This is a genomic window from Marinomonas algarum, assembly GCF_020532605.1.
Classification (GTDB): domain Bacteria; phylum Pseudomonadota; class Gammaproteobacteria; order Pseudomonadales; family Marinomonadaceae; genus Marinomonas; species Marinomonas algarum.
The window spans coordinates 1-24,739 of sequence record NZ_JAJATW010000019.1; the positions used below are offsets into that span (position 1 = coordinate 1).

23 protein-coding genes and 1 pseudogene are annotated in these 24,739 nt (G+C 39.6%); 13 read left to right on the forward strand and 11 right to left on the reverse strand.

Annotation, left to right across the window (positions count from 1 at the left end; genetic code table 11):
• Positions 1-52: 52 nt before the first annotated feature.
• Together tnpB and tnpA are read right to left on the reverse strand one after the other, a co-directional pair.
• Positions 53-415 carry an IS66 family insertion sequence element accessory protein TnpB gene (gene tnpB / locus LG368_RS11870; protein WP_226754942.1) on the reverse strand — a complete coding sequence of 121 codons (363 nt, stop codon included), beginning with the start codon at positions 413-415 and terminating at the stop codon, positions 53-55.
• A gap of 79 nt (positions 416-494) precedes the next feature.
• The gene (tnpA, locus tag LG368_RS11875; protein WP_226754943.1) at positions 495-647 is read right to left on the reverse strand and encodes an IS66 family insertion sequence element accessory protein TnpA; all 153 of its coding nucleotides are present in this window, start codon (positions 645-647) and stop codon (positions 495-497) included.
• Positions 648-945: 298 nt separating this feature from the next.
• On the opposite strand from tnpA, the gene LG368_RS11880 reads away from it, so the two are divergent.
• A complete protein-coding gene (locus LG368_RS11880; protein WP_226754944.1) occupies positions 946-1,449 on the forward strand; it encodes a hypothetical protein in 504 nt (167 codons plus the stop codon).
• A gap of 92 nt (positions 1,450-1,541) precedes the next feature.
• On the opposite strand, the gene LG368_RS11885 is transcribed toward LG368_RS11880, so the two are convergent.
• Together LG368_RS11885 and LG368_RS11890 are read right to left on the reverse strand one after the other, a co-directional pair.
• On the reverse strand, positions 1,542-3,209 hold the full coding sequence (locus LG368_RS11885; protein WP_226754945.1) for a hypothetical protein: 1,668 nt from the start codon (positions 3,207-3,209) through the stop codon (positions 1,542-1,544).
• Complete coding sequence (locus tag LG368_RS11890) at positions 3,202-3,558, reverse strand: hypothetical protein (protein ID WP_226754946.1); 357 nt, start codon at positions 3,556-3,558, stop codon at positions 3,202-3,204. Before LG368_RS11890 ends, LG368_RS11885 begins: the two co-directional genes overlap by 8 nt.
• Before the next feature lie 1,002 nt (positions 3,559-4,560).
• On the opposite strand from LG368_RS11890, the gene LG368_RS11895 reads away from it, so the two are divergent.
• Complete coding sequence (locus tag LG368_RS11895) at positions 4,561-4,944, forward strand: hypothetical protein (RefSeq protein WP_226754947.1); 384 nt, start codon at positions 4,561-4,563, stop codon at positions 4,942-4,944.
• A gap of 147 nt (positions 4,945-5,091) precedes the next feature.
• On the opposite strand, the gene LG368_RS11900 is transcribed toward LG368_RS11895, so the two are convergent.
• Positions 5,092-6,065, reverse strand: a protein-coding gene (locus LG368_RS11900) for an IS5 family transposase (protein ID WP_226754948.1) whose coding sequence is annotated in 2 segments (ribosomal slippage) — positions 5,092-5,177 and positions 5,177-6,065 — 975 coding nt in all. Because the reading frame shifts where the segments join, the coding sequence is not laid out codon by codon here.
• A gap of 238 nt (positions 6,066-6,303) precedes the next feature.
• On the opposite strand from LG368_RS11900, the pseudogene LG368_RS15630 reads away from it, so the two are divergent.
• Together LG368_RS15630 and LG368_RS15635 are read left to right on the forward strand one after the other, a co-directional pair.
• Positions 6,304-7,029: pseudogene (locus LG368_RS15630) on the forward strand (PAS domain-containing protein); the annotation flags it as partial.
• An 81-nt stretch (positions 7,030-7,110) separates the two neighbouring features.
• Entirely contained in the window at positions 7,111-7,560 is a 450-nt protein-coding gene (locus LG368_RS15635; RefSeq protein WP_226755006.1) for a methyl-accepting chemotaxis protein, read from the forward strand.
• A 33-nt stretch (positions 7,561-7,593) separates the two neighbouring features.
• On the opposite strand, the gene umuC is transcribed toward LG368_RS15635, so the two are convergent.
• Both umuC and umuD read right to left on the reverse strand, forming a co-directional pair.
• Positions 7,594-8,865 carry a translesion error-prone DNA polymerase V subunit UmuC gene (umuC, locus tag LG368_RS11915; RefSeq protein WP_226755007.1) on the reverse strand — a complete coding sequence of 424 codons (1,272 nt, stop codon included), beginning with the start codon at positions 8,863-8,865 and terminating at the stop codon, positions 7,594-7,596.
• Positions 8,865-9,272, reverse strand: a complete 408-nt coding sequence (gene umuD / locus LG368_RS11920) for a translesion error-prone DNA polymerase V autoproteolytic subunit (protein ID WP_476703453.1) — start codon at positions 9,270-9,272, stop codon at positions 8,865-8,867. The genes umuC and umuD overlap by 1 nt, the downstream gene beginning before the upstream one ends.
• A 109-nt stretch (positions 9,273-9,381) precedes the next feature.
• On the opposite strand from umuD, the gene LG368_RS11925 reads away from it, so the two are divergent.
• From LG368_RS11925 to LG368_RS11945, 5 genes are all read left to right on the forward strand, one after another.
• Entirely contained in the window at positions 9,382-10,254 is an 873-nt protein-coding gene (locus LG368_RS11925) for an IS1595 family transposase (RefSeq protein ID WP_226755008.1), read from the forward strand.
• Between the two features lie 488 nt (positions 10,255-10,742).
• Positions 10,743-10,964 carry a hypothetical protein gene (locus tag LG368_RS11930; RefSeq protein ID WP_226754949.1) on the forward strand — a complete coding sequence of 74 codons (222 nt, stop codon included), beginning with the start codon at positions 10,743-10,745 and terminating at the stop codon, positions 10,962-10,964.
• A 235-nt stretch (positions 10,965-11,199) separates the two neighbouring features.
• The gene (traF, locus tag LG368_RS11935) at positions 11,200-12,228 is read left to right on the forward strand and encodes a conjugal transfer protein TraF (protein WP_226754950.1); all 1,029 of its coding nucleotides are present in this window, start codon (positions 11,200-11,202) and stop codon (positions 12,226-12,228) included.
• Between the two features lies 1 nt (position 12,229).
• Positions 12,230-13,708, forward strand: coding sequence for a conjugal transfer protein TraH (locus LG368_RS11940; protein ID WP_226754951.1), 1,479 nt, complete (start codon positions 12,230-12,232; stop codon positions 13,706-13,708).
• A 9-nt stretch (positions 13,709-13,717) separates the two neighbouring features.
• Positions 13,718-17,497, forward strand: a complete 3,780-nt coding sequence (locus LG368_RS11945) for a conjugal transfer protein TraG N-terminal domain-containing protein (protein ID WP_226754952.1) — start codon at positions 13,718-13,720, stop codon at positions 17,495-17,497.
• Positions 17,498-17,590: 93 nt separating this feature from the next.
• Here LG368_RS11945 and LG368_RS11950 read toward each other — a convergent pair whose 3' ends face one another.
• On the reverse strand, positions 17,591-18,229 hold the full coding sequence (locus LG368_RS11950; protein WP_226754953.1) for a hypothetical protein: 639 nt from the start codon (positions 18,227-18,229) through the stop codon (positions 17,591-17,593).
• A 678-nt stretch (positions 18,230-18,907) separates the two neighbouring features.
• Between LG368_RS11950 and LG368_RS11955 the strand changes: the two genes are divergently transcribed.
• From LG368_RS11955 to LG368_RS11965, 3 genes are read left to right on the forward strand one after another with little or no spacing between them, the layout of a single operon-like run.
• Complete coding sequence (locus LG368_RS11955) at positions 18,908-19,222, forward strand: helix-turn-helix domain-containing protein (protein ID WP_226754954.1); 315 nt, start codon at positions 18,908-18,910, stop codon at positions 19,220-19,222.
• Positions 19,215-19,781 (forward strand): transglycosylase SLT domain-containing protein, encoded by a 567-nt coding sequence (locus LG368_RS11960; protein WP_226754955.1) that lies wholly within the window; start codon positions 19,215-19,217, stop codon positions 19,779-19,781. Before LG368_RS11955 ends, LG368_RS11960 begins: the two co-directional genes overlap by 8 nt.
• Before the next feature lie 2 nt (positions 19,782-19,783).
• Positions 19,784-21,130, forward strand: a complete 1,347-nt coding sequence (locus LG368_RS11965; protein WP_226754956.1) for a FlhC family transcriptional regulator — start codon at positions 19,784-19,786, stop codon at positions 21,128-21,130.
• Positions 21,131-21,196: 66 nt separating this feature from the next.
• Here LG368_RS11965 and LG368_RS11970 read toward each other — a convergent pair whose 3' ends face one another.
• From LG368_RS11970 to LG368_RS11980, 3 genes are all read right to left on the reverse strand, one after another.
• Positions 21,197-21,619, reverse strand: a complete 423-nt coding sequence (locus LG368_RS11970) for an H-NS family histone-like protein (RefSeq protein WP_226754957.1) — start codon at positions 21,617-21,619, stop codon at positions 21,197-21,199.
• Positions 21,620-21,649: 30 nt separating this feature from the next.
• A complete protein-coding gene (locus LG368_RS11975) occupies positions 21,650-21,964 on the reverse strand; it encodes a hypothetical protein (protein ID WP_226754958.1) in 315 nt (104 codons plus the stop codon).
• Positions 21,965-22,055: 91 nt separating this feature from the next.
• Positions 22,056-23,036: a ParM/StbA family protein gene (locus tag LG368_RS11980; RefSeq protein WP_226754959.1), complete on the reverse strand. Its 981-nt coding sequence runs from the start codon at positions 23,034-23,036 to the stop codon at positions 22,056-22,058.
• 1,134 nt (positions 23,037-24,170) lie between these two features.
• Between LG368_RS11980 and mobI the strand changes: the two genes are divergently transcribed.
• Positions 24,171-24,734, forward strand: a complete 564-nt coding sequence (gene mobI, locus LG368_RS11985) for a conjugative transfer protein MobI(A/C) (protein ID WP_226754960.1) — start codon at positions 24,171-24,173, stop codon at positions 24,732-24,734.
• Positions 24,735-24,739: the final 5 nt, after the last annotated feature.

Genomic DNA, 24,739 nt, shown 5'->3' on the forward strand with positions numbered 1-24,739 from the left:
GGTAGGTCATTTTGAAGTGTTTTCATGGGATGGATTATACCAATCAAACACCTTACTCGTCATGATATCGATAGGTTAAATGTGGGTGTGCTTCTTGTAAATTGAGAGCCAGGCCATCTAGCAACCAATTAAGCTGACGAGGTGAGATTTGAATAGACAATTGTTCGTCATCAATACCAGGCCACTGAAAATGCCCTTTTTCGAGCCGCTTATAATGCAGCCAGAAACCATTTGACGCCCATTGCAATATTTTGACTTTATCGCGCGCTCGACCGCAAAAGACAAAAATATGATCACTACAAGGCTCTTTTTTCAGATCATAGGCGACAATATTGCATAAACCGTCAATGGCTTTACGCATATCAGTTGGCCCACAAATGAGAGTCACATTGAGTTGAGCAGAAGCGGTAAACATAAGTCTTTTATTCCCATGAAAGAAAAAAAAAGACTTTATGTTTTTTGACAAGGATTAAAACGTGTGGTTTAGCTGACGCTTACTTATCAATCACTTGCTGACGTTGCTTTAATTTGACATTGAAGTATTTAGGATTGATGTTGCGCTGTTTGCAAAATGCGGTTTGAGAAAGCTTGGATTGCTCAAAAGCCTCAAACAGCTCGAGCCAGTTGTATTTTTGATAAGTCGCCATGACGTGCTCCTTGAATAATAAGAAGCGATAAGGTTAGCGGTTTGAGGGCGTCATGGGCAGGTAGGGTTGGATTGGCGCTTACGAAAATCAATGGCTTAACATAACTTAGTGACTTAGAAACTGAATTTACTACTTTTTAAGTAAAATATTGTGATTATTGAATAACATATATAGTATTTAATTTACTAATATAGAATTTTACTTTATCACTAACTAAGTTGACTTCTTTAAGAACAAAAAAATTAAAAACATAATAACAGAAATTAATGCTATTTATTGAATATAAAATGGTGACAATATGCGAAGTATCAAAATAAAAGGAATAGTTGAAGAGTTTAGTAATAGTGTTTGCTCTACACACATAATTCATTCAGAGAATGAATATAGTTATATTATTATAAGCGGGGAAAAATACTATAGCGTAATATTAGAAAACGATAATGAATCTGCTCTGAAACACGCAATGTATAACAAACATACAATAGAAATAATGATGACTAAAATAAATAAATGTTGGATGGTCGGATCATTGCGTAACACCGTAACAGGTGAAGAGTTCCAGAGCCAGCCTTTTACAACTAGACACAAATTAATGTTATTTTTTTCTAATTTTATTCTATGGTTTCTTTGCGGAATGATACTTAGTTTCATAGCACTTACTCTCACAAGCTCATTCTCAATTTTTATAATTATTCTTACATTAGGTTTTTTTTATGGCACTTACAGTTTTATAAAAAACATTAAGGCTCGCGATGAATATAACAGCACTAGAAATATTTACCAAAATAAAAAGTTGATTTAGATTATTAATGCTATGTAATTTGGATAAAACCCTCATATTAACTTGAGGGTTTTTGATAAATATAAATTAGTGACTATTTATTATGTTAATTCTTATTTTTTTACGTAACCTAATAGCTGTAGAAGTTTATTTGAATTATACTCCTTTGCATATTTCATTTGCTTTCCGTATGACATTTTGCGAGTAAATAAAATACCTGCAAAAAGTGAAAATATAAATAAATCCATAAAATCATTATTTGCATTTGAACTAATAGTTGGATCTTTTAAATTCGCAAACTGTAACATAAAAGATAAAATAAAAATCATTCCAAATAGGTACCATTTAAGTACTCTTATAATAGAAAAAGCTTTTTTTGCACCAAAAACAAACATCATCGTCATTGATGCAAGAAACATAATGAATAGATCCCTGAAAAAGATCATATCATAATAACCAGAAAAAATAATACTACCAAGAATTTTAGTGGCGTCAATAGAGTTAGCAAGAATAGGATATATTCCAAAGTTAAAGCCATCACCTATAATATTAGTGGTATTTAACCAATATAATAGACCTGTTAGCAAAATAAGAGATAGAAATGTATTTAACATTAGTAGTGGGACAGAGACACTTTCACGCTCTTCTTTATTTAAAGTTAAAACTTTATTCATAAGTTCTTGAAGTGTCTCTATAGTTTCAGAACTAACCATATTTAGACTTTTTATTTTACCCTTTGGTACTTTAGTAGAACTCATATCTTCTAAGCAGTCTTCTACAATCTTATTTTTAAGAATTGGAGTTAAAGACTTACCAGTTAGTGCAATTTTGGATTTTTTATCAGAGCTCCATTTAATATGATCGTCAAAAATATAATCAGTATCGCATACCATAATACCTAAAGCTTTACAGTTCCCATATGTAGCTCCAGTGTACAAGCTACAAGCTTTTAAATTACATTCAGACGCGGTCAAAGTTCCAGGTAGACTTACTGTATATGACCCAGGACCTCCACTCTCTTGTACAACTTGATTAGTAAATTGCCAATCAACAGCTTCATCAATATTAAAATCTTCGCTATTTTTACCTTTTATATAAGCCTCTACCCAAGTTAATTTATCAAAATTTTGCCATTCAATTTTTGGTGTTGAATGAGATGAATAAAATTCAACTGTCTCAATATGAGTATTTACTCCATCACCACCACAGGTGCTACACGAAACTCTTCCTGTAGTATGACATCTACCACAATTAACTCTACGATACCGCGTTTCATAAACAGGATTTCTAGAAGTAACACGACCATTGTGATACGAGAGATTATCCCTTACATGAGCTTGATATGGCTCTTGAACAGATCCAGAACCATTACAATTGGAACAGGTTTCTGTTCCTGAACCGTGACAGTCATCGCATTCTATTAGACATTTGTAAGTATAATTTCCAAGCGGAAATCTACCTAAATTGTATAAATCAATAAGCTTTGTTTTGCTAATTTTATGCTGTAGCTTGTTATTCAATACTTCTGACCTGCCATTGCAACCAGCATCAATAATTGAGTTTACTTCACGATCAACCTCACTAAGGCTTTGGCAATTAAAGCCGCAGTTACCATAAGATACCTGGTAGTAAGAACTAGCTTGAACCGTGAATTTTGAACTGGTTATATAAGTTTTTGTTTCAACTACTGGAACCTTTTCTGCTTCAAAAGACAAATCTAAACTAGGAACCCAACAATCTCGAAGACTGTTAAAAATTTTTAAAAATAATTCCTTATTCATAATTTCCTCTTTTTTCCAATTTTATAACGTGTGGAAGATTATCTTTATGTTGGATCCACAGTCTTTTATTGTAATAACCTTGCTTGCTTATTTTTATATCGTAACTTCCTTTAGGAAGTAGCATGCCTTGTCTATATTTCGGCTTTATATTCATTACCATTATCTTAGATTCTGGTGGATAAACATCAATATAGAACGAAAATAGGTCATTACTAGAAGAAAAATTTTTATTTTTTTCTATATTTGTAGGTTTAATAGTTTTATTTTGTTCTATAAATATATCTTTAACTAAAACTGCACTTGCAAGAATAATACATATAATGTAAATGCTTTTGAGTTTTATTTTCATTTTATGTAACCAATAATTTGATTGATCGAATTTTAACCCAGCTGTAAACTATATTTCAATACTTATTGTTAAAGGATGAAATGTATAATGATCTTCATTTTGCTAGATTGGAAATATCATTATAAGATAATTAAACTATAAATACCCCCTGAAATAAATAGCCAATCGTAATTATTTAAATATGATCTAATGCTTATTCACCAAGCAGTCTTTAGATTGAAATAGAGTGATTTTTACGCTTAAAATCTATCTATCAAAAATAATTTCTAAATTCGCTATTTAATAGTGTGTATTTCCAAACTAATCCATAAATATTTTCGTATAAACTTCTATTCTAATTAAATTGAAGTGTAGAAAAATAAAGATGGATTTTACTAGTTTCTAAGCAACGCTCAGCTGTACAATAAGACGGATTGTTGTCAGAATTTATCGTATAGCTACAATGAGGCTAGCCTCATAATATAATGTTTACCGTCTGAAGATTGCTCTTTTCATACTTCATAACAGACTCGTTTATACTCTCTCGTACTATCGTTCTATGTTTGCTATTATTCAGTAAAATATAACTGTGTATTTTTTTGGTATTAATAATACGTGTAAAACTCTTACTATTTCTAGCACCAACACTAATAATCTGTGATTAATGAACTGCTCAATAATTAGTGTTACATCACAGTTAAAATATGAGTTATCCAATAATTGAGGTCTGCTCTAATATATCTAAAAATTCTCGTATAGCACTTTTTAGCTCATAATTCAGAAGTAAACATATATTATGTTAAATATTGTAAGTACTTTTTATGTCTTTTAAGTTAGCTTTAAAGTAAAACAACTCTATTTTTTATCTTTGTTAAGAAGTAAAGAATTTTTTCGTCTAAAAATGTTAAATTTTGTATGGCCAATTGCACTTAGCTATTTTATTATGGGATCATAATTTATGTTAAAAGAAGTTAATTATTTATATTTGGTCTATTCAATAAATTTTGTTAATTAGGAAATTATATGAAAAAAAGCACATTAATAGCTTCGGCTTTACTTTCATCTTCGCTCTTGACCGGCTGCGCTGTTGTTGACGACCTCACTCGTAGTTGGTCATACGAGACTGGAATCGACGTTAGTTCAGAACAAATGGAATCTTTAAAAGATGGAAAATCTGATAAGTCAGATGTTACTAGAATAGTTGGATATCCATCAAAAAAAGAAATCATCCGCAATACAGAAATCTGGTACTATAATTACACTTTTATACCGCCATTCCCAGGTCAAAAAAATATTAATAGAGCAACTGTTTTTGAGTTTAATGATAAAGATATTTTAATAAGCCATTACAAAACAGCTTCAAAAAGTCAGGATCCATTAAGTCAAGCTGCAGGTTTATCTGATTAATGTGAGTTCTAAGGAAACTGCGATTAAGAAGTTTCACAGCTGTCAGTGTTTCTGACTTGGTTGAAAAATCGAAAAATATCACCCACTTCAGTATTTTTAGCCTCTAAATAAGCTATATTTAGTCTTATTTAGAGGCTTTTAGACGGATTAACCCCTTGCAGCCCTTATCATCTGGTCAATCCTGAACACATTGGCTAAGGCAAACGGCATCGCCAGTTTGTTATCATTTTTTCTAAGCCGCGATAGGCGACTTTCCTAAAACCAAACTGACGCTTTATGATCCTAAATTGGTGTTCTACCTTCGCTCGGATACTGGCTTTTATGTATTCCGTTCGGATAGGTTGCTTGTTTATTCTTGGATGTTTCTTGAGAAGGCGCACCTTGCTTGGCATTTCAGCAATCAACCAATCCGCTTTGATGTCTTTTACCTCTTCTCGTTTTTGAGCGCCTCGATAACCTGAATCCGCCGAGATAAAGCGTTCTTCACCATGAAGCAATTTTTCTGTTTCTGTGATGTCGTGTACGTTAGCCGCTGTCGTACTTAAACTGTGCGTTAACCCTGTTCTAGCATCAACGCCGATGTGAGCTTTTAACCCGAAGAACCATTGTTTCCCTTTTTGAGTCTGGTACATCTCTGGATCGCGTGCTTTCGCTTTATTCTTGGTTGAACTGGCCGCTTCAATAATGGTGGCGTCGACAATCGTGCTTTCTTTTAGATAAATCCCAGCGCTGGACAACCACTTGTTAACCTCTTTGAACAGCTGACGGGAGAGCTTATGCTTTTCCAGTAAGTGTCTAAAATTCATAATGGTTGTGTGATCAGGGATCGTACTGTCCAACGACAATCCAGCAAATAAACGCATGGACGTGATTTCATAAAGCGCGTCTTCCATAGCAGGGTCGCTCATGTTGTACCAATGTTGCATGCAGTGAATGCGAAACATGGTGGACAACGGATACGGTCTTCTTCCTTTTCCAGCCTTTGGATAGAAGGGTTCAATAACCGCTTCAAGCTGATCCCACGGCATCAAGTTATCCATTCGAGCCAAGAAAATCTCTTTGCGTGTTTTACGACGTTTGTTGTTGAATTCGCTGTCGGCAAAAGTGAGTTGATGTGACATGATCAGAATCGTAGGTTAAAAAAATGAACTATCTCTTGAAAGGGTCTTGTCATATCTTTCCAAGGCAACGACCTAGGTATAGAACATAAGTTAACAATTTATGTAGACCTAATTCTCTTTGCAGGCGTAATTAATTTGATACCTTTAATAGCACCATGAAAAATAACACCAAAAAGCATTACTAAGGACGGCGATTGTGATTTTTAAACGAAAAGCAGACAAAAAAAAACTTTCTGAAGTGTCTGAACTAGAAAGTAGCCTGTGCAGCCAGGAATTACTTGCTATTAAGCAGAATACTGCTTATATCAGCTTCAATACTGAGGGTGTTGTTTTAGACGCCAACCAGCTATTTCTAGACATCATCGGATATGAATTACACGAGATTGTCGGCCAACATCACCGTATATTTTGTGATGATGAGTACGCTCGCTCCGGTGATTACAAGGAGTTTTGGAATAACTTAAAATCCGGTAAAGCCAGTAGTGGTAAATTTTTGCGGATAACTAAAAGTCGAGAGCCTATTTATTTAGAGGCCAATTATTTTCCGGTCTCTGATGAAACTGGGCGTGTTATAAAAATTCTCAAAATCTCCAATGACATAACGAGCATTCAAGAGTCTTTAGACAATAAAAATGCCGTATTAAGTGCTTTAGATCGTTCATTGGCGGTGATTGAGTTTGAGCCGAATGGCGAAATCATTAAGGCCAACACCAACTTTTTGACTACCATGAAATACCGTCAAGAAGACATTCAAGGTAAAGATCACCGTATTTTCTGTGATGATAAATTTTACAAAGACAATCCAAATTTTTGGAAAGATTTGGCGCATGGAAAACATTCTTCTGGACGATATCAGCGTTTTGATGGCGAAGGTAAGGTGATCTGGTTAGAAGCCACATACAATCCTATTTTTGATGAAAAAGGTCGCGTCATTAAAGTCATTAAGTTCGCTTCTGATATCACTGAACGCGTTAACAACGCCTTAATCGCCATTGAATTAGCCGCAGCGACGTCGGCACAAACCAGTCAAGTATCGTCTGATGCTGTGAAAATTTTAGACACGTCGATACACACATCGAGGGAAATCGCTGACAACGTCAGAGTCGCCGCGCAAACGGGCGAGAAACTGCAAGATCAATCTAAAAACATCGCTGATATTGTGTTAACCATTCGCACCATTGCCGATCAAACCAACCTACTTGCACTCAATGCTGCTATTGAAGCGGCTCGTGCTGGTGAGTCGGGTCGCGGATTTTCAGTGGTCGCCGACGAAGTGCGTAAATTGGCCGGTTCTACGGCGACTGCCACCGCAGAAATTACGGATGTAGTGGAGCAAAACCATCGTCTTATCAACGATATGGACAATATCTTAAAGGAAGTAAATGATATTGCTTTGCATGGTCAAGAAAATATTAACGAAGTCTCTCGTGGCTTAACGGAAATTTCCGAAGGTGTCGGAAAAATCGTCGAAACAGTAGACAAAATGAAAGAATAAAACTGAACTTCTACTATTACAACCTAGATACGTTTAAAATATATTCTTCAAGTTAGACCATCTAGTCGTGTAGGCTGGTGATAGGTGTTCCCGTTTCATAGACCAAGTTGGGTTCACACCTTGTGATGCAAAGAACACATTACCTAATCCACTGTGGTTAATTTTATCGACAACGGATATCAGCGCTTTTGATTGCGTTCGATTTGTTGAGGGTCGAAATAGATCTTCTTGAAAAGTACCCTGTTCATAAAAATCAGCCAACATAACGCCCGCTTTGGCATAGCGAAACCCCGCTCGGTAGATTTGTTGAAAGATCACATTCGTCACCTCCAATAAATCGCGGGTGTCATCTGTGGGGTTGGGCAGTTCCGCTGACAGTGCTTTTGAGCACTGCGGTTCGCCAGGAATAAACGCACTGGTTCGAATAAATACAGTCACAACACGACAAAGTCGCTGCTCACCTCGCAATTTTTCGGCTGCTCTTGTGGTGTATTTCGCTACGGCTTCTCGTAATTCTTGTTTATCCGTTACCTTATGACCAAATGATCGGCTACACACAATCTGCTGTTTGGTGGGTCGAACGGTTTCAAGCTCCAGACAAGACGTTCCATTGAGCTCATAGACAGTGCGTTCTAACACAACAGAGTACTCGCTGCGTATGGCTTTTGGATTCATGTTAGATAAATCTAATGCAGTATGAATACCCATTTCTTTGAGTCGCACTGAAATTCTTCGTCCTACTCCCCAAACATCACTCACATCAACTAACGCCATCAGACGTTTCTGTCTGTCTGAATCCATTAAATCTACTACCCCGCCGGTAGCTGAGTACTTTTTGGCAGCGTGATTCGCCAACTTCGCTAGTGTCTTAGTAGGGGCAATGCCTACTCCGATGGTAATGCCTGTCCATTTATCAACCTTAGCTTTTACTTGCCGTCCAAAGGTCAATAGATCTACTGCATGGTCAACACCCGTTAAATCCATGAAGGCTTCATCGATTGAGTACACTTCAACCCTTGGCGCTTCCTCTTCTAATATGGTCATGACTCGGTTCGACAGATCGGCATACAAAGCGTAATTGGAAGAAAAGCAGACTACTCCGTGTTGTTGAATCTGATCTTTGATTTGAAACAAGGGTACACCCATCTTAATTCCAAGCGCTTTTGCTTCTTTAGAACGTGCAACAACACAACCATCGTTGTTGGACAACACTACAACGGGAACTTGCTTTAAGTCGGGACGAAACAGCTTTTCACAGCTGGCGTAAAAGTTATTGCAGTCGGCTAACGCGAAGACGGTCTGCATCATCCACGCTCGTATTTACGAATCACGCTTGTCACGACACCAAATATCTCAAGTTCTGACTCTTCGGTAATCACAATGGCCTTATAAGCACGGTTACGAGGTTGAAGTAAGACATTGGGGTGCAGTTCTAGGGTCTTAACAGTCATTTCACCATGAATACAGGCAATGACAATATCACCATGGCGAGCCGTTAATGACTTATCAACCAACAATACATCTCCAGTAAAGATACCGGCGTCCATCATGGAATCGCCTTGAACGCGCACGAAAAAAGAAGCTGTTGGATGAGAGATACAAAATTCGTTTAGATCTAAAGTTCGCTCTACAAAGTCTTGCGCGGAGACGGAAAACCAGCAGATACTCCCTCCGCATAAAGCGGGATACGAACACTGTTGGACGTAATAAATGAAGGAGACTCAGAAACACCAAGATACGTAACGCGCATAGCACACCTAAAATTATACTGTATATTTATAAGGGCTATCCATTTAGAACAACCAATGTCAATATGTAGTGATGAACAAAAAATCTTCTTCACTCAAAGCGGGTATTCATTACCTTAAAAATTGGAGTCAATTTGTTGACTGGTTCCACGATGAGCAAGCTTGTCGTGATTATCTGTACACGCTTCGCTGGCCTAATGGCTTCATATGCCCAAATTGTTTGGCCCACAAGGCACCTTATAGCCTTGCTAAAAATAAACTTAAATGTACTCAGTGTCGAAAGCAAACGTCTGTCACGGCAGGTACTATTTTTGATAAAACGAGAACACCACTTAAAGACTGGTTTGCTGCGATTTGGTATCTTACAAATCAAAAAAATGGAGTAAGTGCGCTTGGTATACAGCGCTTACTTGGACTTGGAAGCTATCAAACAGCTTGGTCGATATTGCATCGATTACGCTATGCAATGATCAATCCTGAAAGAGATAAGTTATCAGGAATTATTGAGGTAGATGAAACCTTCGTAGGTGTCTTAGTTAATATAAATCAACAAGATAAGAAGAAGTTTGTTGTGTTGATCGCAATAGAATTAATTGAGCCAAAAGGGTTTGGTCGTATCAGATTGCGACAGGTAGATAGAGCGACGAAAAGCAACATAGAGCAATTCATAGTCGATGTTATTGAACCAGATAGTCAAATTGGTTCAAATATACCTGCTCACGAAACCATGCCAGGGGTTCACAGAGTAGCCTCTTTACTAAAGCGTTGGTTGTTAGGGACCTATCAAGGTGCTGTTCAATCTAAACACCTCGACTACTATTTAGATGAATATACCTTTAGATTTAACAGAAGAAAATCGCGGTCTAGAGGGCTATTATTTTATCGATTACTTGAGCAATCTGTGACAACAAAACCCCTAACCTATAAAGGCATTAGAGCTAGATAAACACTATATATAGTGTCTGGTCGCTCTAAATGGATAGCCCTTATATTTATACAGTATAATTTTAAATAACTATTAATGACAATACTTTGTTTAAATTTCTAATCTGAAACAGAGTGACATTTATCTGTTCATGACATTCATTGCGAATGCTTGTTAAGAAAGCTTTCACATGTGAAAGTTTCGTGTTGAAAGGTATACCATGGATCTATGGGTCAAATTAGAGGCTGAAAAATTAAAAGCTTTCTGTTGGCGACGTTTTGTGCACATTCTCTTCTCTCTAAATTTGCGGTAAAAATACACTATATATTTACTACATGCCGAAAAACGTATTGATGTTACTCATTAAACAAAACGAGGTTTCTATGGAAAGTAGAAAGTTAATCGAATTTTTATCACTGATGAGCGCCTAGTCATCAAGAATGACACTTAAACATGTCATAAGTGTGTACTTAATTTGCTATCAACCCACTAAATTAAAAAAGGTTTGTATGGAAAGTAGAAAGTTAATCGAGGTTCTTGCGGCAGCTAGGGGTTTTGGAGTTCAAAGCATCGCTCAGCTGGAGTTTTTTCTAAAGGTCGCTTATTCAGATCCGCTCACTATACTCGAAATCGCTGACACGGATGATGCGACTTCCTTGGAATACAAAAAACGCTGGGGCAATTTATCAAGCTATCAAGTGGTAGCGCATACAGAAACAGAGACGGTTTAGGGCTTCTTAAATACGCTAATACTGGCATGAATAGGAAAGTCACGCTTACAGACAAAGGGATTAGGTTAAAGCAACAGATTGAATGAGAAATAAGTCTTTCACATGTGAAAGATTTGACGATTGCTAATATTTTAACCAACCTCGTCCTTTCTCCCTTTTTGGGATATTTCACATACCTTAAAGCACAACCCCCTCAAGTAGCATGGTGTAACATTCACAAATTGCGCCTTAAGCTATGCTTAGATACCCAAACAAAATTCTACTTTCCTTAACTTTGTGCGCTTTAACACAGAGCGCTTTCGCTGAGGTAGGCTCTCCGGGCTTTGGTTTTTTCGACAAAAAGGCCGAAGGTTGGTTCTTTTACAACGAGGAAGAGCCTGAAGAAGAGATCGAAATAGAAGAAATTGAACCTCAAATCGCAGCAGAGCCAGAGACTAAGCCACCAGAAAAAGAGCCTGAGCCGGTACTGGCTATACCAACCGCACCTTCCGTACTTTCCGCTTCGTGGTTTCGTGAGAATCTACCAAAGTACAAAGACGCCGCTTGGGACAATCCTACAGTTGAAAACCTTCGCACCTATTTGTATTTACAACGCTATGCGATGGATCGAAGCGAACAGTTTGCAAATGCGTCAGAAATGGCCGTGGTGGGTGATCCATTCCTCGACGAAGAGGCAAGAAGGCCATCGGCTACCTATGCGTCTCAAAAACTAGACCGCTGGGCCGGTAATGAATCCGATAAGCTGATTGCCAAAATCGCTAAGAAAGCGGGGATGTTTTTCTTCTTCAAATCCGACTCTAATGCCAGCCAAATACAAGCCCCTATCGTTAGTGCGCTTAAATTTCGGGAAAACTTTACCGTATTACCCGTCTCTGTGGACGGAAAACCGCTCCCGGATGGCTCTTTTCCAGATTTCAGAGTGGATGAAGGCCAAGCGGAAAGGTTAGGAGTTGTGGATTATCCCTCTCTGTTTCTTGTTTCAGGAGAAAGGGAAGTTGAACCGGTATCTCAAGGCATCCTTTCGTTGGCAGAAATAAAGCACCGGATCATATTGGTTGCTAATCGTCGCGGCTGGATAACGGCTGAAGAGTTCAATAAGACAAAACCTATTATGAATCTTGACAGGAATTTAGCCGCTATTTTAGATCAGGATTCTAAAGAGCTTTCTTCTATTGCTGCCCAAAGTGGCGATGCAGAGTCAAACTTTATTCCACCAGAAAAGCTTAGTGAGTTTATTCAGAAAAAATTTCTTCAGGATCGTTGATATGAGAAAAATCATTAAAGTAAAAAGTAATCCGTTTAGACTAAAGAAGTTAGTCACTGTTTCTACTTTTGCCCTGATCTCCGCAACTTTGTCATTTCCGGTCAATGCTGACATTCAAGGAGATGCGAACGCACTTCAATCAGAGATAGACAGTTTTTTTGGCGATATGAGTAATGTCACAGTACCCGGTGTTTTTGAAACGCAGCGACGCGGCGTGATTAGTGGTGGCCGATATACGCTCAAAACAAAAATATTTGATGAAAACCTCGTAAATTTTGTTCCTCCTTCATGGAAAGGCGGCTGTGGCGGTATTGATATGTTTGGCGGATCGTTCAGCTTTATATCGTCAGATCAGCTTGTACAGTTACTAAGGCAGGTCGCATCAAACGGGAAAGGTTACGCTTTTCAACTTGCCATTGATAATGTCTGCCCAACTTGTTCTAAGCACATGGAGTCTTTTCAGAAAAAGATGCAGGCACTTAATCAGCACCTTGGCAACTCTTGTCAGCTTGCACAAGGCATAGTTAATGACGCCATAGGAGCATCAGATAATAAAGCAAAAACAGATGCCTCTATTGCTGCTACGACCAAAGGCTTAGTTAGTGATGTCTTTGGTGCGAGGGAAGAGGTGGAAACAGGTAAGTCGTCTGAAGAAGAACTTGGAGAAGCGTTGCTGTTAGAAAAAGAATTGATCGGTAATGTTGTTTGGCAACAGCTGAAAAAACAAAACGTTCAGTCTTGGTTTTCGTCTGGCGGTTCGGATGACAGTCTACTAGAAATCATGATGAGTTTGACCGGTACTTTAATTAGAACCGCGCCAATACCTGATCCTGAAGACCCCGGCGATCCAAGCGACGCGGCAACCTCATTGCCTCTTATTACCAAACCACCGAAAGAGGGTATTCTTCAAGCGATATTGTCAGGCGGAACAGTAAAAGCTTATGAGTGTGATGATAGCGAAAAATGTTTCTATCCTGGTGATCAAGATCTCACCGTGGATGGTATGGCCCTTAAAATTCAGGATATGCTTTTGGGATCTGATTCTAAACCCGGCATTATCTTCAAATTTGCAAACAACCAAGGAAAGCTAACCGATTCAGAAACGGCGCTTATGTCAAGTTTGCCCGCAGGCGCAGGCACTATCATTCGTAACCTATCTGTTTTGTCAGAAGACGCTTCAAGAATGTTTGTTTTAAGAACATCTAACTCGATTGCTTTAGAGATAGTTTATACGTTAACAGAAGAACTTTTCCGGGCGGTTCTTTTAAGTATCAGCCAATCTAAATCACCTCATGCAGCGAAGGCTTTAAAAGATGTGTCTAAAGCAAGAAATACGGTCTATCAGGATTTCTTGTTCTTACAAAGTCAGAATGGAGATATGAGTGAGTTAATAGACAATTACAACTCTATGCTGTCTACGCTTCGTAAGAAAAAGTACATTTCAGACAGTGTTGTTCCACCACAGCAAACACGAAATTAAGGGGCGATCATGTTTGAAATATACTCAGTCGGGGATGCCGCTTTTTTAGAGCAAATATTAATCGCGGTTGCTATGGTGACATCAACTGGCTCTTTCGAAAAGATGGTAGCCATTGGTTTGCTTATTGGCGTTATCTTTATTTTTGCTCAAAGTATTTTACAGGGTGCAACGCAGGTAAATTTTCAACAAATTCTGCTTGGTTATATCATTTACGCGATGTTTTTTATTCCGACTGTGACGGTGACTATTGAGGACTCGTACTCAGGCGAAGTAAGGGTGGTTGCCAATGTGCCTTTAGGGGTTGGCGCTGCCGGGGGCATAATATCAACCGTTGGCTACAACATCACTCAATTGTTTGAGCAGGGTTATGGGGTAATAACGCCTAGTGTGACTGACACCAAATTTGCAGAGTCATTGACGATTTTAAATAGTTTGCGAAAAGAGGTTGCTTCAACACCTGTTTATACTGCCATGAATCAGTCAATTAGCCCAAATGCAGACATAGAAATGTCATGGAATAATTACATACGTGAATGTACTTTAACCGCCGTCGATCTTGGCGAAAGAAGATTAAGTGACATCACAAGTGAAGCAATACCCGAAGCGTATAAGTTCTCTTCAGATCTATATGGAACTAGGCTTTATTTAGACTCAAGCGATGGGACTGACTATACCTGTAGCGATGGTTACACTCGATTGATTCAAGCTACCGCAAGCGGTATTTCTGGTTCTACATACACATCTCAGGCAATCATTAATCTATTAGGTATTGATAACACTTACACTGGCAAAACGGGGCAAGCATACATATCAGATGCTTTAAACTCATTAGGTGTCATATCAACATCAGGGACAGAGTACCTAACAGCCGCCGTTGTTGAGCCTATTTATTTTGCCGCCGCAGAAGGCCGATACTCTGACTTTCAAGATCTATCTTCGGCTATGATGATCAACCAAGCCATACAGCAAAGAAACACGCAGTGGGCGGCAGAACAATCTATGTTCATGACCATTGCTCGACCTATGATGACGTTTTTTGAAGGTTTTGTTTATGCCATCACGCCGTTCATGGGGTTCCTCATAGTGCTTGGTAGCTTTGGTCTTGGGTTGGCAGGAAAATACTTTCAGACTTTACTTTGGATTCAGCTATGGATGCCGGTTCTTTCGATAATTAACCTGTACATACATACCTCAGCTACCGCTCAATTATCTAATCTGAGTGGCCCTTTAACATCAATGTACGCCTTGAATAAATCAACAGCACAGCTACAAGATTGGGTGGCGACCGGGGGGATGCTCGCCGCTGCCACTCCAATTATATCTCTCTTTATTGTGACCGGCTCTACCTACGCTTTCACAAGCTTAGCTGGGCGCATAAGCGGTCAAGACCACATAGATGAAAAAGTTCAAAGCAAAGACCTGTTAGATAACGGGCCTATATCTAACAATGCTGCTTCGAATGAATATAACGATCTTACAGGCATGGCCTCCACAGGCGCAGCTGGCCTTATGGGTTCGATTTCATTCGGGTCTGGTTTGAACAATATGACCTCTTCGGCTTATCAAAAGATGAAGACCGACCAAGCATCATTCGCTGAATCGTTGGGGGCCAGTTTTTCTAGCGGCCAAATGGACGCTCAAACTTATTCTCAAGCAGCTTCCATTGGTCGTACTCACTCTGCAACTTACGGACAAACTGAAGGCATCGTAAACGAACGCGCCAATCAGATCATGGAAAATACATCCATTGGTTCGGAACACACCGATGCTGTAAAAGGTGTTGTGTCAGCAGTAGCGAGTGGTGCTATCTCTGGTGAAATGGGAAAAAAAATGGTCAATCAATTGGCCGACCAATACGGTATTGGTGAAGACACAAGCCAGAAGACTCCCATTAGCGCTGACAGCAAAAATCCTAAAGCAACAGCTGAAAGGGCACTGTCAACTAAAAAAGGCACAGCGAGATCTGAAACAGCATCAAGCTCTAATGGTGGTGGCCTTAAAGGTGAGACTGGTCTTAAAGTGGGTGCAAACAAAGAAACCTCTGACACTAGATCCACCAAATCAAGCAATAACACGGCTGTCTCGGACGCTCTTCGATTCTCAGAACAAGAGCAGGCTCAAGTGTCGAATAATCTTGCAAGCGCCATTACAGAAAGCAGTAATGACGCATCAACGTCAAGCCTAAACAGTCAGCAGTCTCAATCTCTTGTTGCTTCATCGCAGCAACTCTTAAGCTCTGCCGAATCCTACTCTGAATTGGCTTCAATGAGTCAACAGTATAGCGCAGCCAACAATCTAAGTTTGCGTGACGTTGCCTCACAAGTTTCAAGAGACGGTGAAGCAATGTCAGGTTTGAATACCTACTGGAATACTGGCGGTGTCAGTGCTGAAACCAAAGATGAAGCACAAGAATTGTATCAACGGTATTCAGCTCCATCGACGCAAGGCGGTTATGGTCTGGACTCTAGCTCTGCTTTGGCCGCGGCTAGGATCAAGGCGCTCCAGAACTCAAACAACCACTCAGATACATCAGGACAGCAATATCAGAACAATTTCAGTGCCGCTTTAGGAGCAGTAGGCAAATCAATGGGGCTATCAGTTAACCCACCCGGCGGTTTTGAAAGAAATGCCGGTCTTGAAAATATCGACAACAATAGTATTCAGGGTAAAGTTAAAGAGGCTACTTCTGATGTTGAGGGTGCGGTATCAGGAGCGCAATCGCTTCAAGCATCCGATTCTCAAGGCGGCCCTGCATATACTGATCCAGTGACAAGTACAGAAGCACCGCAAGCCGTTATGGCTGAAGCAAATTCTAACTCTGAAAAAATTACTGACTCTGGCGCCAAAAAAGAGGCCGCTAGACAGTCAAACTTCGAAGAACAGGCTCGGCAACAATATATTAGCAACGCTCCAGAATATAGCCGCTTAGGTGCAGCAGAATTTTATGGTGCCGTTGAGAATCTTGATGATTGGGTATCAAGACGAGGCGAAGAGGCAATGAACGCTGGTGAAAGTCTCGTTAACGCAGCTTGGGCAGGAATAAAAGGGGCGGCGGAAGCCTTCGACAATAAAATGGATGAACTTCAGAACGACCCTAACGCCAGACGAATGTTTATTCTAGCTAATCTCGTTGAGGATGAAGAGGCTGCAAACTCTGGATTCATGGGGGAACTGACTTCAGGTATAACAAGTGCTGGTCGTTCTATTCTTGGCGCGGCGGCGGCGGGTATGGAGCTGGTGAACGGAGATATGTCATTCAGCGATTTATCGGGAATGTCACTTGAAGAAAAGGGCATGGTTTACCAAGCAGGAATAGTCCATGCCGCATCTCAAGGTGGAGAAGCCGCAGTTCAGCAGTTTAAAGACGACTTTGGAGTGGACTTTAAAGATGACTTCTATAACGAAGGTGTTTCAAGAGGGCTAACGCATGAGCAGGCTCAAGTGTATGCGGAGTCATTTGATCAAGGGCCAGATATTTCCAACATCTCCGGCACTCCAAGCAGTAGAGATGTCGCTATACAGGAGTTAATGGAAACCTACGCTGAAAGAAACAGGGCTGGTGATATTATAAGGAACGATGACGGATCGCCTTACTTAACAGAAGAAAACCAAGCTTTTGCTGATAGGCTGGTCAATGATATTACCGAATCAACTCGGGCAGGCTCAGACCTTTCAGGAAGCTACTTGGCGGGGATTTCTCATTACAATAACATGGTCAACCAATCTATCTTTGAAAACGATCAGCCTCCTGGTGGGGATGTCTCCCTTGGGCCTATCACGGCCAGATAGATACGCTGAAGGGTGGCCCATACTTTAAAACCTAAAAAACTCTAATCTTTAACTTTCGGATTAGAGTTTTTTAGCTTTCACCAAGTCTCATCATTAGAAAATATTTCCGCTTGGATCGTCATCATGAAATTCAGGATTTAACCCGCCCCTTCCGTTGTAATCAAATGGATCATTATAACTTGCTGAATTGTTGTTTCCTTTTTGGTGTGTACCCTTGCCGTTTGCATTCTTTCTATAATTGTAGCTTTCCTTTCCAAATTCTCCATTGAAGGAGTTCCTCTGAAATGAACTGGTTCGTGCATTTTTCAACGGGCTGTCAAAGTCGAAGAAAGACCTAGATCGGGCATCTTCACCAAAGACCTCTGCAATTCTGTCTTCTCTACATCCGTTGTAGTACCTGAAAGCTTTGATAAACCTTACGACAAGGACAACCATTATTAGCACGAGGCCAATGGCCCAAAATATCGGTGTGGTTCGAACGATACCTAGCGCTATCTCACCAACACCTAGGGCAAAAAGCGTGAAACCTAGCGCCCAAGGACTTTTTCTCAAAACATTAAAGATCAGTGCGACGATACAAAACAGTGAACCAAACATTAGCCATAAGGCGATTGTCGGATTCGCAAGACCGACAAAAAAGCTAGATGGGAACCCAATTAATGACGCGATCCACATGAATTTTTTAAATCTTCTTCTCTTTATTTGCTCGTTGCTCTCTTGTGATTGTCTCATTGGAAAACTCCTTTTCTTTGTTTGCATGTAGGAATGTTAACACGTCTTCTGAAAATGCAACTTGCGCCTAGAACCCCAAACTATCTACAGAATGTATCTACAGAATGAGTGCATAGTGTAAATGCTGTTCACGTTAGTTGACATAAAGTTACACTAAAATGGTAAAATTGCGGAATCTTACAGGTTTTTGCTGAAGGGCATTAACCCCCTGCCTTACGGCTGAATTTTTAGAGGTCAAATCTCATATCTTGGGGTTTCTTCTATCGTCAAAATTTCTAACATCATAGAAATCCATTTCTAGCGACAACTTATTAACCATGAGTAATACATCAATCACTCACGAAAAACGCGCTCATAAGTCTCGCCTAGAGTTTTTTGCGTTGTCACAACACTAGCACCTACCTTAAGTTTATTCTCATTTATTAGAACGCTGTTTTAATTGCCTAAATGACGCTATTAGAATTAATTCAATTACCCTATTAACTCATTTGAGGAATGATAGTTCGCTACAGATTTCACTGATGTTTATTCAAAAACCCTATTAAAAGCAGAGACATAAAGAAATTTAAAAAAAATTTTAAATCATTGTTGTCTAATGTTGACGCAACGCTATTTTGTGTATATAAAAACCACAGTGTGAAGGATTTTAAGGAATTAGATTAAAAAAAGGAAAGAGAGATGGAATGTAACGAAAACAAAAAAAAGGTGGAACTCGTCGAGAAGCTTAGCGACAAGGAAATCAACCGGTGGGTAAAGTATCAGCTCAAAATAAGAGGCTTAAGCATCGCCAAAATTGCAGATGAGAACTCGGTATCAAGACAGGCTGTTTCAGCGGCCCTTAATAGAGGCTGTGCGAGGTGGGAGTATGTTGTTGCTGAATATCTCGATATGAAGCCGCATGAAATTTGGCCTGATCGATATGATAATAATAATTATCTTCCTCTTTATCTGACTTCTGATTCCTTGAAATCAAAGGAGAAAGGCAATGCTTAGTCGCCGTTTCTTTACACTTGCTTGTGTGTTTTCACTGTCTATTTCATCGGCTGCTAATGCAATAGATCTTCGCGGCACGGAATTTGAAAAAGCAGGTTACAAATACGACATAGATCCAGTGCTTTTGTATTCAGTCGCCTTAGCCGAATCTGCAAGATCATCTGACGAGTTTGTTGGAAAAATTGCGCCTTGGCCGTGGACGCTTCGCACTAATACCGCATTTTATGAAAACTCAAAAGAAGACGCTCAAAGAAAACTAATGAGCATTATTAAAAAAAGAGGGGACAAAACATCTGTTGATGTGGGTTTGATGCAAGTAAATCTGAAGTGGCACTCACACAGAGTCGAAGACGTATCAAGCTTGCTCAACATTGAAACAAATCTGGAGGTTGGCGCTCAAATATTAAGTGAAACTATACGTTCGGCACCTGATGATTATGCGCTTGGTGTCGGTCGATATCATCACTGGAAAGATCAAGAAAGAGCAAGAAAGTACGGTTCTCGTGTCTTGTCAATTTACAGAAAAATAATGGATTTTGAAGAAAGGAATGAAGAATAATTATGAGCACATCATCATTTGACTGCACATCTAATCTTGATCTTATTAATAATCTCGACCAAAACGCATCAAACATTTCGAATCAGCGGCCAAACCTCGACGTTCTTGATTTTGATTCAACATTATGGCGACTGCTTATCTCTGCGTCAAAAAAATCGCCTGATTTCTTGACTGATCAGTTCTCTATTTCTGCCGAAGTCGTTTCTAAGCTCGCTCGCTCATCTTACAAAATAATAGATTCATTGGCTTCGGGCGTAATCATTTGTTTCAGGTTGAACTCTGATGAAAGTGAAGCTCTTGATTTTCTGAGCAACAACACATCTACCGATCTGTTTTATAGCGAACTGGATCTATCTTCTTTCTCAAATTTTGAGTCGCTCTATTGTTTTGATTCATCATATTGGTTGCTTCTTAAGCGAATTGCGCAGAAAGACCACAGAATTGCTTCGACTGTCTTTTCTGTCAGTCTTGAATTAGCACAGGCAGTATCTCAATCTTCAGATAGTATGCTTCGCTATCTTGCAAAGAATGTAAAGTCGTCATTTGCATTGCGTTTTTCGTCAGATCTTCTTTCTGAAATTATAGACAAGCCAGATGACACGTTGCTACTTCTTAAAAAGTATCAACAGTGCATTTCTTCGCCTTTTGTTTCCCCTGTCCACTTTAACAAAACTGCGCCAAACAAAACTATTCAAAAAGATGATTCTGATCACGAAGATTGTTGTGATCAAAAAGAGTCTTGTTATTTTTCTAGCCGTCTCATTGCACGGCAGCTTGCCCTGATGGGTTACGTGACAAAAATCATCATTCTAGAAACTGGGCTTAGCGATAAGGCGCTTCGATGCGTATATTCTGAGCTACAAAAGGAAGGCCATGAAATTGGAAAAAACAGAAATTCGCGCAACACGCGAAGCAGTGCAACGCTTCTTTCTAATCAATCGTCAAAAATACACGCATCGATACTCATGCAGCTATACTACAAAATTGCAGGCGATTCAATTTACAGATCTATTTCAATCAAAGCGCTTGAAAGAGCGTTCAGAATGTACAAGGCTCTGATTTACGAAATTTCTTCTTCATCTTGCTCTGACCGCTCGATGATACGTTCTTGTTTTACGATTGCTGATGCTTGGTGTCTTGCGTTTGAACTTAGAACAGAAAATGCAATGATCAATTTATGCGATAAATGCAATGTTAGTTACTTTACATCAGTTAATCAAAGCACAATGATTGATTGTCCTTTTTGTCACGAACCTTCAGCGCCAAAGAGTTATCATAAGTGTCTGATAAAGAAGCCTCGCAAAACAGTCTACAAAGGTCTGATTCAAGGGTCTGATTCAAGGGTCTGATAATGTTGAGATACTGAACTCGCTCACGGATTCAGCGGTTTTAAAACTCAAATCGTGAGCGAGTTATCAGGATCGGTGTTTTTCAAGCTCGTAGTCTGACAGCCCCCGAAACTCGGCTGGCCGTCTTCCTCTTCCGCCCCAACGCTTGCCGTCCTTGACGTATTTTGCCGTTTCTTCGCTCACTTGATTGTCTGTTTTTCTTTTAATTGCTTGCTCAATATCTCGAATATCGATGCCTTTTTTCTCCATTTCCCTTATTATTGCCTCTGCTTCTTTAATAGCCTCAGCCTTCTTTATTAAAAGCATTTCTTCTTCTTTTATTTTTTCTTCTAACACGGCCTCTAATCTGTCTATCATCTCTCGCATCTCTTCGATCGGATAGTCTTTAAAAAGCGTTCTTATTCTACTTCTTCTTTTTAGCTCCGAAAAACAAATTTCCCTTCTCTGCGTCACCGTCAAGTTTGATGCAAAATTTTCTAGGTCTACCATGTCAACTCACTGATCTCATGTTTATACTTCTTACATCGAGCCAAGAAGCTTACTTTTTAGCGATTTTTGGGCCTCGATTACATTTTCATTATCTGTCTTCGGTTTTTCTTTTAGATTACCGTTTAACTCTACGTCCTCATTGCTTCCTTTTTTGTTTTCATTATTCTGGCCTAAAAAATTTAAAGAATAAAGTCCAAGTGTAGCGAGCGTTCTCAATCTTTCGCACCTTTCTCTCGCGTTCAGACTTTCCAGTTCATTGAATAACTCTTTTGAGCTTTCATTAGATATTTTTAAATTCGATATTTTCCCGTCCCACGAAGTTTTCATAATCTTTTTGGCAAGCATACCCCTGAGACTTTTAGTGAGGGCAGAGGCAGCTTACACACTCCCTTTTTTTAGTTTGTATTGTTGTTTGAGCTAAAAACGGTTTAACGGCCTATGCGCAATACCAAAAACCTTTTGCATTTGATAAAACCGGCACCTCGGTTTCAATGATAATGCTGCTTGGGAAAACACTCTTTGCAGCCTGAACATATTCCGAAGACCCACCACCGGCCAATAGAACCACGTCAGCATCCATACCATCGCTTCTCATCGTTTTTCTCATAGATGTTAACGCTTCCTTCGAAACTATGTCTGACGCTTTTGTGATGTATTCTCTCAGTTCTACTTTTTTTCCAAACAAATAAATTGAGTTTTTTTGTTCTCTTATTGCCTTTTCTATTTTCTCTACACCGGGTGCGCCACCAAAATCATCAAGAATTAATTCGCTGGAAGTTTGAATAAGCCTAGACATTGCTTTAAGGCTTGTTCCAGAAGATCGGTAGTGTATTTCTCCCTCCACGAGTGCAACCCAATCGACGCTATAAAATCCCGGATCAATAACTACCGTCTTGCCTTCTTTGATTACGTCCAGCATGTCTTCTTCTATTGAGCTATGAACTGCATCCATATATGCCCCAGCTGGTTGAGGGACAACAATTACATCCTTAACCAACACCGTTCGTTTGGGTGTTATTTGATGCTCGCCTATGAGATTATTTTTCAACTCTGTACGTTCCTTCTCATTCATCGCTTGATCAACTGGCAATCCAGTGACTACCACATCAATGACATCTCGCTCTGAGGTGAGAAGGGCTGCATAAAATAGCGCTTTATAAACGTCGGTGTTTTTGTAGTCTCTATGTAATTCTCTCTCCCAACCTTGTAGCTTGTCTGGCTCAACTCCTGCCGCCCACTTTTCCCCGTTGATGTAAACTTGAATGAAGTCAGAGCTTAAATTGGCTCCCACTTGCCTCGGCATTAGATCGACGCTTCCCGCACCCGCAGGCATGATTTTTGTTGTCATTTCTCCGCCACGATCACCCATGGCGATTTTCAAATTTGAGTAACCAATATCAAGACCTAAAACAAACATGTTGCGCTCCGTTTTTTTAAAAAAATCAGGGGTAAATCCCTAGCTACAACGTCATTTTATGTGTTTTCCTCTTGGTTCCTTCTCTCTATAAATTCCCGTTTGGGGTAAATTCACGCTTTTGCGCACGAAAGAGGCTTTTAAGAGGCTGTTAGAGTGTGTTTTTGGCCGTCTTGGAATGTATTTTAGCTAAAACCCTGCCTAATTGAATAGTAAAAGGCTGTTAAGAGGCTCTTACGATTTTTTTTTACGCCGTAACTACGGTAAGGGGCGACACTTAGAATCTGAAAAGGCTGTTAAGAGGCTGTTGCGATTTTTTAATTTATAGCTACAGCAAAGTAGCGACACCTAGAGCCTTGAGGGTCTTTTAAAAAGCTGTTAAGAGGCTGTTACAACTTTTACTCATTGTTGGCCTGTGGTTCCAGCAAGGCAGCATTACTGGTAGTCGCAATGGAACGATAAAAGACCGTTACTGCGCTTTGCTCGACCTCACATCACATCACATCACAACTCAATAAAATCATGGAAATTACTATAAACCTCCCAAAATATATTGGGAGTAAAAGTAAAACTTCCACATCAAAAATGGAAAATGGTCTACTGCTGCGCTTTACTCGACCTCACATCACGCACCAATAGAATTGTGGAATTTGATAGGAACCTCCCAAAATATATAGGGAACAAAGGGTAAGTTTCCACAACAGATCTAGGAACAGAAGTCATTGTTGTAATTACTATCAGAGAATCGAGCAGTTTCTCCAAGCCTCTAAAAAGCCCTGTAAGGCTCTGTATGGTGTTTTTTTCAATACCCTTACATCGCAAGGTAAACTGATAAAAACGCTCTCAAATCGGCTCTGTGAGGGTCTGATCGTCAAATACCGGCTAATTTAGGAAGGGAATTGATTTATTTAACGCTGTAACGATTCTTTCCTTGTTAAACCGCAGACCGCCTCTGCCTCACCATCTCTCCCCCTTTTGGGAGGAAGGAGGAGAAAAACGACTAAAAAAATCAAAATTCGTGATCGATTTTCTCTTTTTGGGAGGTTGACGACAATTCCCAAAAGAATAGTATAGTGGAAATAGGGGGGTAGCTTTCCCTTTGGCAATTTTTTTTAATTTTATATATGGAGCTTCGTTATGAACAGAGATTCAGAGTTCTACAAGGGGCTGATTGGTTTGGCCGGTAAGGATCGCCGTATGCAATTGAGCTTAGATGAGGCGATTGAGGATCACGACAATTTTATTTCTTCAACAATGTCTGAGATTGATCGTCAAATTTTTTTGTTAGGGGCTTTGGCTTCCAAGCATTCAGATTGTTTCTGGGCTGCGTGTGATTCAGTCAAAGAAGATAAAGATAAAGAAAACTACACGTACATCGGAACGCGGGTTCGTCACCACAACGGATCGCTTCAAATGGAATGGTTTAAGAACAATATAGTTTTAGTGAAGAAGACAGGTAAAAAACAAACCTTCTCTGGTCATTTGGCTAAGGGGAAAGGTTTTAGGTATCCGAGTGATTTGTTTAAAAAGGAGCCTAAGTGGGCGCGTGAAACGATCAGACAAGTTGAGGATGGTTACGAAAATATTCGCAAAAGAGTGGCTCTGCTATCCAACATCAAGCGCGACCTAAAAACGTATAACTCTCTTGCAAAAAAAGACTTTGCACTCAGTGCTGGGGTTTCTCAGGACGATGAGACTTAAGTGTA